Source organism: Psychrobacter sp. AOP7-C1-14 (assembly GCF_052376135.1).
GTDB lineage: Bacteria > Pseudomonadota > Gammaproteobacteria > Pseudomonadales > Moraxellaceae > Psychrobacter.
Genome location: NZ_JBQSVH010000002.1, coordinates 113108 through 126344, shown reverse-complemented (window position 1 = coordinate 126344; position 13237 = coordinate 113108). Strand labels below are relative to the sequence as shown.

13 protein-coding genes are annotated in these 13237 nt (G+C 41.8%); 8 read left to right on the top strand and 5 right to left on the bottom strand.

All coding sequences use genetic code 11. From position 1 onward, the window contains the following. Positions 1–34: 34 nt before the first annotated feature. The 4 genes from ACT3QN_RS03275 (at position 35) to pnp (ending at position 3934) form a co-directional block, all read left to right on the top strand. Positions 35–196 (top strand): hypothetical protein, encoded by a 162-nt coding sequence (locus ACT3QN_RS03275; protein WP_444528879.1) that lies wholly within the window; start codon positions 35–37, stop codon positions 194–196. A gap of 118 nt (positions 197–314) precedes the next feature. After that, the gene (locus tag ACT3QN_RS03270) at positions 315–491 is read left to right on the top strand and encodes a hypothetical protein (RefSeq protein ID WP_444528878.1); all 177 of its coding nucleotides are present in this window, start codon (positions 315–317) and stop codon (positions 489–491) included. Positions 492–873: 382 nt separating this feature from the next. Then, positions 874–1140 (top strand): 30S ribosomal protein S15, encoded by a 267-nt coding sequence (gene rpsO, locus ACT3QN_RS03265; protein WP_045443035.1) that lies wholly within the window; start codon positions 874–876, stop codon positions 1138–1140. A 691-nt stretch (positions 1141–1831) separates the two neighbouring features. Then, entirely contained in the window at positions 1832–3934 is a 2103-nt protein-coding gene (gene pnp / locus ACT3QN_RS03260; RefSeq protein ID WP_444519988.1) for a polyribonucleotide nucleotidyltransferase, read from the top strand. Positions 3935–4053: 119 nt separating this feature from the next. On the opposite strand, the gene ACT3QN_RS03255 is transcribed toward pnp, so the two are convergent. From ACT3QN_RS03255 to ACT3QN_RS03240, 4 genes are all read right to left on the bottom strand, one after another. Then, positions 4054–4617: a hypothetical protein gene (locus ACT3QN_RS03255; RefSeq protein WP_444523581.1), complete on the bottom strand. Its 564-nt coding sequence runs from the start codon at positions 4615–4617 to the stop codon at positions 4054–4056. A gap of 29 nt (positions 4618–4646) precedes the next feature. Next, positions 4647–5195, bottom strand: a complete 549-nt coding sequence (locus ACT3QN_RS03250; protein WP_444519986.1) for a hypothetical protein — start codon at positions 5193–5195, stop codon at positions 4647–4649. 127 nt (positions 5196–5322) lie between these two features. After that, positions 5323–5580 carry a YheV family putative metal-binding protein gene (locus ACT3QN_RS03245; RefSeq protein ID WP_444519985.1) on the bottom strand — a complete coding sequence of 86 codons (258 nt, stop codon included), beginning with the start codon at positions 5578–5580 and terminating at the stop codon, positions 5323–5325. Continuing rightward, positions 5581–7767 (bottom strand): M3 family metallopeptidase, encoded by a 2187-nt coding sequence (locus ACT3QN_RS03240; RefSeq protein ID WP_444528877.1) that lies wholly within the window; start codon positions 7765–7767, stop codon positions 5581–5583. Positions 7768–8275: 508 nt separating this feature from the next. Between ACT3QN_RS03240 and ACT3QN_RS03235 the strand changes: the two genes are divergently transcribed. The 4 genes from ACT3QN_RS03235 (at position 8276) to ACT3QN_RS03220 (ending at position 12538) form a co-directional block, all read left to right on the top strand. After that, complete coding sequence (locus tag ACT3QN_RS03235) at positions 8276–9388, top strand: AOC03_06830 family ribosome hibernation factor (RefSeq protein ID WP_444528876.1); 1113 nt, start codon at positions 8276–8278, stop codon at positions 9386–9388. A gap of 208 nt (positions 9389–9596) precedes the next feature. Beyond that, positions 9597–10352, top strand: coding sequence for an endonuclease/exonuclease/phosphatase family protein (locus ACT3QN_RS03230; protein WP_444523578.1), 756 nt, complete (start codon positions 9597–9599; stop codon positions 10350–10352). Between the two features lie 122 nt (positions 10353–10474). Continuing rightward, on the top strand, positions 10475–11500 hold the full coding sequence (locus ACT3QN_RS03225) for an NADP-dependent oxidoreductase (RefSeq protein WP_444528875.1): 1026 nt from the start codon (positions 10475–10477) through the stop codon (positions 11498–11500). Between the two features lie 225 nt (positions 11501–11725). Beyond that, positions 11726–12538, top strand: coding sequence for an EcsC family protein (locus ACT3QN_RS03220; protein WP_444528874.1), 813 nt, complete (start codon positions 11726–11728; stop codon positions 12536–12538). Between the two features lie 63 nt (positions 12539–12601). On the opposite strand, the gene ACT3QN_RS03215 is transcribed toward ACT3QN_RS03220, so the two are convergent. Beyond that, positions 12602–13219 (bottom strand): alpha-ketoglutarate-dependent dioxygenase AlkB family protein, encoded by a 618-nt coding sequence (locus ACT3QN_RS03215; protein ID WP_444528873.1) that lies wholly within the window; start codon positions 13217–13219, stop codon positions 12602–12604. Positions 13220–13237: the final 18 nt, after the last annotated feature.

The window sequence follows — 13237 nt, the reverse complement described above, 5'->3', positions numbered from 1 at the left end:
ATTAATACTTATAACCATAACTAAGGAAGATACTATGTCAAATTCTAATCCAAACGATACTAAGCTTGAGCAACAACGTTCTGATTCAGCAGAAGCAGCGCTTAAAGGTCAAACTGAAGACAGTCATAATGAAGATAGCGAAGCAGCAGCAGAACGTATCGCAGCTAACTTAGAAGCCGCGAAAGAAGACAAGTAAGTTTTTTATATGTCACCTGAGTAGGGTGGCATTGATACGTTTATAGTATGGTTTGCACGTTTTATTATCGATGAGTGCAACTACAGTTAGTCCACAAAATAATAATTCAGGAGCTAATATGAGTAATTCACCGAACAATATGGACGAGCAAGAAAAAGAGATTGAAAAGCTTGCAGAAGAGATCAATCCGAGTGAGCATACTGCTCCAGACAGTCTGGCGGAAGTGACTACTGCCGCACCTCTTGAAGATGATGAACTAGGTGGCAATGCGACGAAAGACGATGTCAACAAGTAGCTGGCTTAGATAGAATTTCAATAGATAGTTATCTATCGAATCTAGCTATCAAAAGCTAAGTATAGCTTTACAAGTATTACGAAAAACTGCTGCTAGTTCAGCAGTTTTTTGTTATAATTACCCCCACATTTAAATTAGGTTTTGAATGATGTACTGTAGTTAGCTCATTACTTCGATTAAGTAGTGCTATAGCTCAATGTAATGTACGATTCAAAACATATTAAATGGTTGTTAACTGAGCTTGTCGTACACTAGGTCAACTCTAGTAATGCAGGGTTGTCCTGAATGGCGTACAGGTTATTTTATTTATTATTCTATTGCTTTAATACTGACTCAAATTGCAGTCAGTTTTTTAAAGTTTTTAGCATTGCCGGAGATATTTATGCTAACTAATACCGATCGTGAACAAATCATCGCTCAATACCAACGCGGCGAAAATGACACTGGTTCTCCAGAAGTTCAAGTAGCTTTGTTGAGTGCTCGTATCAATGATTTGCAGAACCACTTTAAAGCACATAAAGCTGACCATCATAGCCGTCGCGGTCTTATCCGTATGGTTAACACGCGTCGTAAATTGCTTGATTACTTAAAAGGTAAAGACCTTGGTCGTTACACTACTCTAATCAGCCAGTTAGGTCTACGTCGCTAATCTAACGGCAATAGTACGAGTGGATGCTAAGTTTTTTAGTCAACCGTTTGGAACTTGTTTGTTGATATCGATAAAATAGATTTTTCTAAAAACGGTGTGGAATAGTTTCACGCCGTTTTTTTATGCTTATTCGTTTTAGGTATGGTGCTCAAATAGTAAGAGTTATAACTCCTTCTATAGAATAGCTAAGAGGAGTATTGGTATAAACTGTACTAACCAAGCCTCAAATACGGTATTCTTTGATGATAATTGCGCTACTGTGCAATTAATTGGTCAATGGCTATAAATCACTGTAAAATAATGCCTTGTGAGTTTGATAGTGCATCTACTACAGATATGGCGATTATCAATAAGATATTTATTACTTAGCTTGGTAATCAGCGCAGATAGCTGATATTTGAAAGTTCAGAAAATAGCCTGTAGGGTTTTTAGCATCGAAGTATTTTGACTTAATGTCTTTTTGATAGTATTTATAGTAAAGCCAAAATCGCACGACCGAATATACATAATAGTACGATGTCTAACTCAGACAAATATATGAGATAACCAAGTAACGTTATTGGCATGGGTTGCGATGATTTCTAATAGAAAACATGTCAACTGATAGCCATATAAACAGAATTTTAATGACAGATATCAGCTTTTTTTTGACGCTGATATCAGTTTTGTCAGTCAACATTAGGAAGATTATATGACAATGTTTAACACCATTAAGCGTGAATTTCAGTATGGCAACCAGCAGGTTGTTATTGAGACAGGCCGCGTAGCTCGTCAAGCAAACTCTATTTTAGTCCATATGGGCGGCGTAACAGTATTAGTTGCAGCAGTCGTGAAGTCAGAAGCTAAAGAAGGTCAAAACTTCTTTCCGCTAACGGTTAATTATCAAGAAAAAATGTATGCAGCGGGTAAAATTCCAGGTGCTTACGGAAAACGTGAAGGCCGTGCGAGCGAATTTGAAACGTTAACTTCACGCTTGATTGACCGTCCGATTCGTCCGCTATTTCCTGAAGGCTACGTAAACGAAATCCAAATTACGGCAACAGTTGTATCATCAGATAAAACTCAGTCTGCAGACATTGCTGCACTAATCGGTGCTTCAGCAGCATTGGCTATCTCTGATGCGCCATTTAATGGTCCTGTTGCTGCTGCTCGTGTTGGTTTCATTAACGGTGAATACGTTCTAAACCCAACGTCTGAGCAGCTTGAGACCAGTGATCTAGATCTGGTTGTAGCTGGTACTAAATCTGCTGTATTGATGGTTGAGTCAGAAGCGGCTGAATTGTCAGAAGATCAAATGTTGGGCGCAGTACTATACGGTCATCAGCAACAGCAAATCGTTATTGATAACATTGTATCAATGGCAGAAGAAGTTGGTACTGCTAAGCAGCAATATTCTGCTCCTGAGCGTGATCAAGCGCTTACCAGTAGCATGAAAGAGCAGTTTGGCGCGCAAGTTGCTGATGCATATACCATTACTGATAAACAAGCACGTTACACGAAACTTGATGAAATCAAGCAATCAATTATTGATGCACTTGCCGGTGATGCTGAATCAGAAACTTATGCTGATACCGTATCTGAGCTTAAAGAAATCTACAACGAACTTAAATATCGTACGGTTCGTGACAATATCTTGTCAGGTAAACCGCGTATTGATGGCCGTGACCCTGAAACAGTTCGAGCGCTTGACGTACAAGTTGGTGTATTGCCATATACGCATGGTTCAGCATTGTTCACACGTGGTGAGACGCAAGCATTGGTTACGACTACATTGGGCAACAGCCGTGACGTTAATATGATTGATTCATTGGGTGGCACGATTCGTGACCATTTCATGTTGCATTACAACTTCCCGCATTTCTCAGTAGGTGAAACGGGTCGTGAAGGTATTCCAAAACGTCGTGAAATCGGTCATGGTCGTCTAGCACGTCGCGGTGTACAAGCAATGCTTCCAGATAGCGAACGCTTCCCGTACGTTATCCGTGTGGTATCAGAGATTACTGAATCAAACGGTTCATCGTCTATGGCATCTGTTTGTGGTGCAAGCTTGGCATTGATGGACGCAGGCGTACCATTAAAAGCACCAGTTGCTGGTATCGCGATGGGTCTAGTTAAAGAAGGCGAGCGTTTCGCTGTATTGTCAGATATCTTAGGTGATGAAGATCATCTTGGCGATATGGATTTTAAAGTAGCTGGTTCTAAAGACGGTATCACTGCGCTACAGATGGATATCAAAATCGAAGGTATTACACCAGACATCATGGAGCAAGCGCTTAAGCAAGCCCATGCTGGTCGTATCCATATCTTAGAAGCAATGAACCAAGTATTGCCAGAAAGTCGTACTGAAATCAATGCTCATGCGCCTAACTATGCGGTTATCGAAATCAATCCAGATAAGATTCGTGATGTAATCGGTAAAGGTGGCGCGATGATTCGTCAGTTAACTGAAGAAACTGGTGCAGTGATCGATATCGATGATGGTGGCACGATTCGTATCTTTGGTGAAAACAAAGCCGCAACTAAAGCCGCCATTGGCAAAATCGAAGCATTGACTGCTGAAGTTGAAGTCGGTAAGACTTATGAAGGTACGGTTGCTCGCATTGTTGACTTCGGTGCATTCGTAAATGTCTTGCCAAACACGGATGGCCTAGTACATATCTCACAAATCGCAGAAGAGCGCGTTGAGAGTGTATCAGACTATTTAAAAGAAGGTCAGGTCGTTAAAGTACTCGTACAAGACGTTGACAACCGTGGTCGTATTAAACTGACTATGAAAGGTGTTGAGCAGAACTAATACTCAATATCTGATGTGGTTTAAGTAATAAAAAACCGCCTTGAAATGCTCGTTATGAGTATTCAAGGCGGTTTTTTTATGTGCTCAAAGAGACGATAACAGGCTAGCTAAAAAGTCACTTATAAATTAATACTTTTGGGCAGATGTATGTCGATACGAAATTTTGGTAGGTCTTGTAAGTGTTCAGTCAGTAATGGCAAAGTATCAGCATACCAGTCCAAAGGCAAGGTGTCTGCTATATCACTCTGATTGGATACGATATCACGTGGTTTACCTGAGATCAGCGGCCGTGCAAGTAATGCAACTCTGCGTATGCCTTGGTAACGTATGAGTGGCATCATTTGCTGTTGTAGATCAATCAAAGCAGCAGTCAGCCAACGCGTGCGCACTGGATGATAAGGGTGGTTTGATATTACGAGGTTAGCAATATAGCTTGGCTGGTTGCCGTTACTACTGATACCAAGACCAACTTGCTCACGTGTAAGCTTATTAAGTAAGCAGCTACCGATACTTAGACTACCATCGCGGCACGCACGATGATAGCGACTATAGTTGCCAGGAAATAGTGTTTTAGCTCGTGTGAGTACAGGATCTAAAACGACACCAGCAGTATTAACAGGAAAAACAAGCAGCTGTGCATTGCTATTTAAAATAGAGGTATGTGTAGGTTGCAAAACTGCCATCGTAAGTCTCTCTATAAGAAAGTACGCAGCTACTGAACCGTTGCTTTATTAGAGTCGTTTGCTTCTAACTGAGCAATTTGTTGTTCGAGTAGTGCAATTTGTTCGGCCTTCATATCAGTCAATTGCTTATTCATAGCGACCTGTTCAGCTGCTAACTTTTCTTGTTCGGCCAGTCGCTGACGCTCATCTTCTAAACGATCAATCTCTTCTTTCGCTAAGCTATCACTTTCTGGTAGAGGCGCATCTAATATAGCAGTAGGATTTGGTATCGCGTCACTGTCATTATTTGCTTCCTCAGAGTTTTCATCCATGAGCACACCATCGATAACCACAGAGTCATCCGCTATATCAGATATATTACCTGTGGTTAACTCTGTCGTCGTTTGCTCAGTTACTGGTACTGAAGCAGAGACATCTACAGGGAGTGTAGACTGGGTGCTAGATCTGCCTACAATAAGGTAGGTAATGACAATAAGCAGCAATAAGGAGATAAGTACTGCCAAAATTTTCTGATGTGATTTAGTCGGATTTTTATTGGAGGCGTGGGTTGATGAAGGCCGGATGTTTTCTGGTTTCATATTATGATCGATTCATGTCAAGAATATAAGTAGCCATACTATAGCAAACTCAAAATAAAAAGCCTATCTATTGATAGATAGGCTTAATAGAGCATTTAATCTGTTTGCGAGTACAAGTACCAGATAACTAAGACTTAAATTTTACGGTGCCACTTGTACCAGTTACCATAGCATCACGCGCCATTTGATCCTCTAAATGGTTCTTTGCACTAATAGCATCAGGATCGGGACGATGCTCCGTGTGTCCGCATTGAGTACACTCAATATACTCATCTGGGGTAGGAGTGACGATATTAACTTGCACGACAGCGTCCATCTCCTGACATTTCGGACAACGTACTCCTGCTAAAAACCGGCGTTTAGGACTAGATGACTGATAACGCATTTAAATGGCCTCGCGAGTCGTTTGAGTGTTTGCCGCATCAACATTCTCAAAACCGTTGTGACGTAGTAAGGCGTCGATACTAGCGCTACGGCCACGGAAGTTTTCAAAATTGGTTTTCGCTGGGAAGCTTCCACCAACAGATAAGATAGATTCACGGAACGCTTTACCTGTTACTGGATTAAAAATGCCTTCTTCTTCAAATTTGCTAAACGCATCGGCTGATAGTAGTTCTGCCCATTTGTATGAGTAATAGCCTGCCGCATAACCACCCGCGAAGATATGACTAAAGCCATTAGCAAAGCGGTTATAGTCAGGCGTGTGCATGATAGAAATATCATTACGAACGGTATTGAGCGTCTCTAAAATGCCATCATAATTCAGCGCTGGCGTATGAGCATGAATCAGTAAATCAAACAGAGCAAACTCAATTTGACGTAGCGTTTGCATGCCGCTCTGGAAGTTTTTCACTGCCAATAATGCATCAAGCTTGTCTTTAGGTAATGGCTCACCAGTCTCAACATGGCTGCTGATAAGGGCAATACCTTCAGCGTCCCAAGCCCAGTTCTCCATAAACTGGCTAGGAAGCTCGACAGCATCCCATTCAACGCCATTGACACCAGCGACATCGCCGACCGTCACTTGGGTTAATAGATGATGCAAGCCATGACCGAACTCATGGAATAGGGTCAGTACTTCATCATGGGTCAATAAACTAGGTTTACCATCAAGTGCTGGCGTAAAATTACCAACCATAAAACAGACGGGTAGCTGCTGGTGATTTTGTTTTTCATAGCTATAGCGAGATTGGAAACCGTTCATCCATGCACCGCCGCGCTTACCACTGCGCGCAAATAGGTCGAAGTAGAAACCACCAAGTAAGCGATCGTCTGCATCGAATAATTGATAAAAACTCACATCATCATGCCAGCGAGATGCTGAGTCACTTTCTGCATCTTTACGGCTTTGCTCTTGTACTTTGATACCGTATAGACGCTCAACGATAGTGAACAAACCATTAATTACTGTTGGTACTGGGAAATATGGACGAATTTCCTCTTGCGATAAACTGAACTCACTTTGTTTTACCTTTTCGGCAATGTATGCACTATCCCACGGTTGTAATTCGTCAATGCCATAATCGCTCGCGTATTTTTGTAGTTGTGCCAAATCTGCTTTGGCAGCAGGGGTCGCTTGTGCCGCCAGGTCACGTAAGAATGTTTCAACTTCCGAGACACTGTCTGCCATCTTGGTCGATAGCGATACTTCGGCATAGTTTGCAAACCCAAGTAGCGTGGCTTTTTGCTCACGTAATGTGAGGATTTGACTCATGTTATCAGCGTTATTTAATGATTTGCCTTTTGCGTTGGTATGCGTATCAAACTCAGAGGCCCGCGTGACGTAGGCATGATAAAGCGTCTCACGCAGGCTACGATCATCCGCATGAGTCATAATCGCCAGATATACGGGAATATTCAAACTTGCCGCATAATAAGGCGTTGGCAGTGCATCTATATCAGCTTGGCTAAGGGTACCGCTAGCAAGCTCACGCGCTTTATACTGCTCGCCTGCATCTGCCAGTAGTGCCAAACCACTTTCTGTTAAGCCTTTTAACTGTGAGTCTTCTAAAGGCAAGGCAAATGCTTGCGTTGCATCTAAGATATTATCCGAGAAGGTTGCAGACAAGGTAGATAGCTCGCTTTGGATAGCGGCGAATTTTTCTTGTTCAGCTTGAGGTAACGCAACGCCTGATAGCTCAAAGCTACGCAATGCCAGTTCGATCGCACGTGCACGAGCAGGCTCTAGTGTGGCAAAAAAATCCGTATCATTAACGATAGTTTGATAGCGATTAAACAAAGGCTGGTGCTGGCCAACTCGAGTACCGTAAGCAGATAATTTCGGTAGCAGCTCATGATGAACGTGACGGATATCGTCGTTGCTCATAACACTATTAAGATGCGACAAAATACCCCAGCCGCGATCTAATGCTAAATTGATATGATCAAACCTCATAACATCTGCTAAAGCTTGTTCAGCACTTATTTTTTCAGCGCTATCCTTTTCTATTACTGTCAGTGTATCTAAAAAAGTATTGGCAGCATCAATAGCGTCAATCACTTGGCTCTGTAACTTATGTGGCGCAGTATCGGCAAAATCGACAAGGTGTAAATCTGAAGGAGAAAGTGTCATATAGGTATCCAATATCAATGAGTTATTATGAAGCAAAATGAGATAGTGCTGGCTACGATTAAAATATATAGTGCGTTCTTATTTTATATATAGATTATATAAAAGATGGGTTCGTTTAGTAAAAATACAACCTAAGCGCTTTTATACAATTCGAATGATTAAAACAATATTAGCAATCTAAAAATGAATATCGAGATTCTGATACTTAGATGTAAGCGTTTAAAGATAGCTATCTGGATATATAGGTATGTTAGATGAAGCATCTCTTTAACAATATAGAGTATTCTATTTACAAAGCGCTATCATTTGCTTGCAAATTAACCCTACAGGGAGTGGGGTATAGCTGTTAGCATTAAGATAATGGAATCTGAAAATAATGCACCGACAAGGTGTAAGAAAAACACGGATAGAGATTTTTAAACTCAGATATTTTTAAACTTATAAAAAGTATATGAGTAAAGAAATATACAAAGTTGAAAATGAACGATAATAAAACAAGGAGCAATATATGAAAGCGACTCTTAAAAGTTTACGTGAGACAAAAGCTAACCCTGCCGTAAGTATCTTTGTTAAAACACATCGTGAACATCCAGCCAACGAGCAGGATCCTATCGCTCTAAAAAATCAACTAAAAGTTGCCGAAGAGCGTTTGACCAATGAATACGATAAACGCACAGCGACCACCATTCTAGATAATATCCAAAATAAAATCAGTGAACTTAATCACAATTATAACCTCGACACCTTAGCCATATTCGCTAGTACAGATGACGTGAAAGTCGTTCGTATGCCAATCGATACAACAGAACGCGTTGTGATTTCAGATAGATTTGCTACTCGTGACTTGGTTCGTGATATGGCAAATGCCGTTCATTACTATACCGTGGTCTTAACTCGCGATAATGCTCGTCTAATTGAGGCATCTAATGACCGTGTCGTGCGAGAGTTTGATAAAGATGACGACGCACAAAACAACATGGAGAACATCCAGTTCCCTGTCGAAAACAACGGACTATACACAACAGGTGACGGTGGCTCAGATCGTTCATCAAATAATGAAAGCAGTCACTTGAAAGAATTCTTTAACCAAGTAGATAAAAGCGTCCAAGAGCTATGGGGCGAGCACAAAATGCCTCTTGTCATCGTTGGTGATGCAAAAAATATTGGTTACTACAAAGAAGTATGCGATCGTCCAGACAATGTCATCGCTACAGTGTCAAACGCGACCAATCTAGAAGAGGGTAGTGCTCAACATATCGTAGATAGTGTGCAAGAAGCTGTAGAAGAATATCGTACATCACTACATAAAGCTGCATTGGGTGAAATCGATAAAGCCCGCGGTGCTAATATGTTACAGACGGATTTACAGGAAGTATATCGTAGTGCTTTCCAAGGCGCTGGCGAAACGCTTTATGTACGCCGTGGCTATATACAGTCCGCCAAAGTTGATGAAAAAGCGCAGACGTTAAGTCCTGCAAACGATGCTACTGCAGAAGGTATTACAGATGATGCAATCGGCGAAATCATTGAGCATGTTATTCACAATGGTGGTGAAGCTGTGTTTATGCCACAAGATGTCATGGGCGAAGATCAGCCAATAGCGCTAGTGACTCGCTATTAACTTGAAGATAACACCTATGCGCGATGTTTATTTATGAATCAGCCATTTATGAATTAGCGATTAATAATACATAGGTGTAATATGAGAGCATTGGTTCAGTATGAGCCAGTGCTCTTTTTATGTCTGTCATTACCATCACTATGGGTGTTATCGTAGCTGAGCTATTGATCTTTACTCTATAAATAATGAGCGTACAACAAACTAAACTATGACTACCACCTCTTTTGTTTTAACCAGCTACAACATCCATAAAGGCATGTCACCGCTGAATCGCCAGGTAAAAATGCAGGGTATTGCTCAAGCACTGGAAACAGCTGGTGCTGATATATTGTGTCTACAGGAAGTGCAGGGGCAAAATCTCAAACGCAATCTGCAATACAACGAATATCCAGATCAGTCTCAACATGAATGGTTTGGTGAATTTTTAGATTTGCAAAACAGCTACGGCAAAAATTCAGAATATGATAATGGGCATCACGGTAATGCGGTGTTGAGTCGCTTCCCACTGGATCCGAAACACAACGTAAATATCACTGTAAATCGTCTTGAACAGCGTGGTGTTTTACATTGTGAGGTGCAACCTTGGGGTTGGGAGAGACCGGTGGTCGTCCTGTGCGCCCATCTTAATCTTTTTGAGCGGGATCGTATCAAGCAGTATCAAGCGATTAGTGACTATGTTCGAAATGAGATTGCACCGGATCAGCCACTTATTTTGGCAGGTGATTTCAATGATTGGAAAAAAATGTCTTGTGACAAACTGGCCACTGAATTAGGTATGATAGAAGCGTTTAAGCACTGTTACGGTAAGCTATTACCGACTTTTCCTGCCAAGTTACCTGTACTCAGTTTAGATCGTATCTATGTGCGCAATTTAACCGTCAAAGATGCTTGGGTACATACTGGAAAGCCTTGGTCATCGTTATCGGATCATCTGCCTATTAGCGCAGAGCTTGTGTTACCTTAGCAAAGTATTACTAGCTTTGTACTTGTCATAAAATCATCGACTAGGCAGGGTATTCATGTATCATCTCAACATATAATAGACAATAAGCAAAACTCAAAAACCATTTATAAGGACATTCTACTATGACAACGTCGTCTATCAACTCTACTGCTGCGCAAACCCAAGTACCAAACACCCAGCATGCCGCACTCATTCGCGAGTTTGGTGAACCTGAAGTCATGCAATATCAAGATAATGTCGCCATCCCTGAGCTACAGGACGACCAAGTGTTGGTAAAAATCGCCTACGCTGGTATCAACCCTGTCGATTATAAAACTCGTCAAGGTAAAGGCTGGGGTGCGGAAAATATCCGTAAAGACAAGTTTGATAATGATCAGCCAGCTATTCTAGGATTCGATGTATCGGGCGAAGTAGTCAGTAGCAATAGCGACGAGTTTGCTATTGGGGATAGAGTAGCGGCCTTGACTTTTAGCGGTGGCGGTTATGCACAATATGTGGCAGTAGATGCCAAGTTGCTTGCGAAAGTACCAGAAAATGTCACCTTAGAGCAGGCAGGTGCGCTACCTTGTATCGGTCAAACTGCCGTACAGTTTGCAGATTTTGCGGACATCAAAGCTGGTGAGCATGTGGTCATTAATGCGCCTGCAGGCGGTGTCGGTCATTTGTTAATTCAGTTACTCATGGATAAAGTGGCGCAAGATAATATCAAAGTGACAGTAATTTGCTCACCAGAGAAGTATGCCAAGCTTGATGAGTTAATCGACGTATCTAAACTAGCGGGTTGGATAGATTATACCAAAGATGAAGACTTTCCTGACCTACAAGCCGATATGTTGCTAGATTTAGTCGGTAATGAAGCAGGTGTTCGTGCGCTTAGCATGCTTAAGTCAGGTGCTCGAGTGAATGTATTACCAACTATCTGGGTGGATAAGCTCAAAGAAGCGGGTGAGCAAAAGAACCTAGAAGTATCAGGCTACAAGGCGCAGCGTAGTGGTCAAGATATGGCGCGTGTTTTACAGCAAGTGGCTAATGGTAAGCTGGCCTTAAAAATCCAGAAAACTTATCCACTCTCAGACGTAGTGGCGGCCCATCATAAATTACAAAAAGGTGATGCGTTCGGTAAAATCGTCTTAGACGCTGCTAAATAAATATCTGTACGGATTGATCTGTAGGTAGTGTTCAGTACATTTTATGAGCTGCGAGGTAGATGTTGAACCAAACTAAAACTGTGATCTAACAAATCATACAAAAGTTTTATTTTCGACAACAGAACATCCCTGCAGCTGTCTTTTATTTATCATAGGATAGAGTACGTATGATAACTATAATGACAAAGGAAACTATATGAACGCTAATAAAAAACAGACGACCATATGGCTTATGAAGCACAAGTCCGTAAAGATATAGAAGGGTGGAAAAATCCTGATAAAAGCATACTGGATAAAGCGCTTTCTGTGATCAATACGCCAATCGTTGAGGCAGGTGATGCGCTGATGAATGCGCCGCAGTTTGGCGAAGCATTAAAGCAGGCAACGGAACAGTCTATTACGACGCTGAGTGATGCAGCTAATTGGACATTAAACACGCAAGATGTCATTGAGGCTTATCATAATGAGTCCGATACTGTAGGGGCCTCTATCACAACGTTATCTGATATCGAGCGCTTACCGATTGCAGTAGTTGATAAGCAGGTCAAACACTTTAAAAGCAAATATGTGGCAATGACCAGTGCCCAAGGGGTTACGACAGGGGTAGTAGGTTGGGCAGGGATTCCTGCTGATGTGGTGGCTTTAATTACTGCTAACCTTCGGGCAATTGGAGAGTATGCGACCTATTATGGGTTTGATATCAATAACGAAGGGGAGCAGCTGTTTGCTATGTCTCTACTAGCGGTAGCGACGTCTAATTCTGCTGAAGAATGCCAAGCGGCGTTAGATGACACCTATGCGATGGTCAAGGATCCAGAGACGTTGGCCTTCAATAAAGTCAATGAAGAAGTGATGTCACGGGTCCTGCGTCAAACAGCAACCAAAGTTGCTACCAATATCGTTAAGACAAAAGCCGCTCAAATCATTCCGGCCGTAGGTGCAGTAGTTGCTGGTGGTGTTAACGCCAGCTATACCGCCAGTGTCTGTAAGGCCGCTTACCAGTGCTACCGCGAGCGCTTTTTAGATCGTCAGTCTTAAGATTCGAAAGTAGCAAAATGGTTCACAAGAAAATAGATAGAGTTGTAGTAGAGAGGGTAGCTATTAAGCATTGAGCATGCGCCGAAATGTTAAACTGATGCGGCCCGTTGCGACTTGCTTTGTTTTAGTGATAGTGTGCTTCCAAAATCTTTGTGTGTCGCCATGCATTACAACGAGCTGTCCAGACTCAAGATAAAGTTCGACTTTATCTTGAGTTTTTTTATGTTTAAAAACAAATTTGCGCGTGGCACCAAGCGATAAGGAAGCTATGATTGGTTGATGACCGAGCTCTTTTTCGTCATCGGCATGATAGCCCATACCATCAGCGCCAGTAGGATAGTAATTAAGCAGGCAAGTATTAAATTCGACGATAACACCGATCTCTGCTAAAGCTTGTTCGACTTTCTGTTTCACGTGAAACACTGCATTTGACCATGGAACGGCTTGCCGCACGTGTCCCGAATATTGGTAATTAGTATTTTCGTTTCCCATCCAGACAATTTGTCGAGTGGTTATATGTGTCTTACCAAACAACGTCACGTTATCTGACTGCCAAGGCAACTCGTTTAGTAAAGTATCATAAAGAGTAATGGCATCATCGATAAGCACTCCTAGATCGTTCACTTTACCATCATGGGGTAGTAGGTTATCTGTGGGAGCAGGGGCAAAGAGATCAGTCATAAATCAGTCGTTTTACAT

Coding starts and splice junctions, on each gene's coding strand:
- ACT3QN_RS03255 (WP_444523581.1), bottom strand. CDS start 4,617: ATGGCAGTTTTGCAACCTACACATACCTCTATTTTAAATAGCAATGCA.
- ACT3QN_RS03225 (WP_444528875.1), top strand. CDS start 10,475: ATGACAACGTCGTCTATCAACTCTACTGCTGCGCAAACCCAAGTACCA.
- ACT3QN_RS03270 (WP_444528878.1), top strand. CDS start 315: ATGAGTAATTCACCGAACAATATGGACGAGCAAGAAAAAGAGATTGAA.
- rpsO (WP_045443035.1), top strand. CDS start 874: ATGCTAACTAATACCGATCGTGAACAAATCATCGCTCAATACCAACGC.
- pnp (WP_444519988.1), top strand. CDS start 1,832: ATGACAATGTTTAACACCATTAAGCGTGAATTTCAGTATGGCAACCAG.
- ACT3QN_RS03240 (WP_444528877.1), bottom strand. CDS start 7,767: ATGACACTTTCTCCTTCAGATTTACACCTTGTCGATTTTGCCGATACT.
- ACT3QN_RS03245 (WP_444519985.1), bottom strand. CDS start 5,580: ATGCGTTATCAGTCATCTAGTCCTAAACGCCGGTTTTTAGCAGGAGTA.
- ACT3QN_RS03215 (WP_444528873.1), bottom strand. CDS start 13,219: ATGACTGATCTCTTTGCCCCTGCTCCCACAGATAACCTACTACCCCAT.
- ACT3QN_RS03250 (WP_444519986.1), bottom strand. CDS start 5,195: ATGAAACCAGAAAACATCCGGCCTTCATCAACCCACGCCTCCAATAAA.
- ACT3QN_RS03230 (WP_444523578.1), top strand. CDS start 9,597: ATGACTACCACCTCTTTTGTTTTAACCAGCTACAACATCCATAAAGGC.
- ACT3QN_RS03235 (WP_444528876.1), top strand. CDS start 8,276: ATGAAAGCGACTCTTAAAAGTTTACGTGAGACAAAAGCTAACCCTGCC.
- ACT3QN_RS03220 (WP_444528874.1), top strand. CDS start 11,726: ATGGCTTATGAAGCACAAGTCCGTAAAGATATAGAAGGGTGGAAAAAT.
- ACT3QN_RS03275 (WP_444528879.1), top strand. CDS start 35: ATGTCAAATTCTAATCCAAACGATACTAAGCTTGAGCAACAACGTTCT.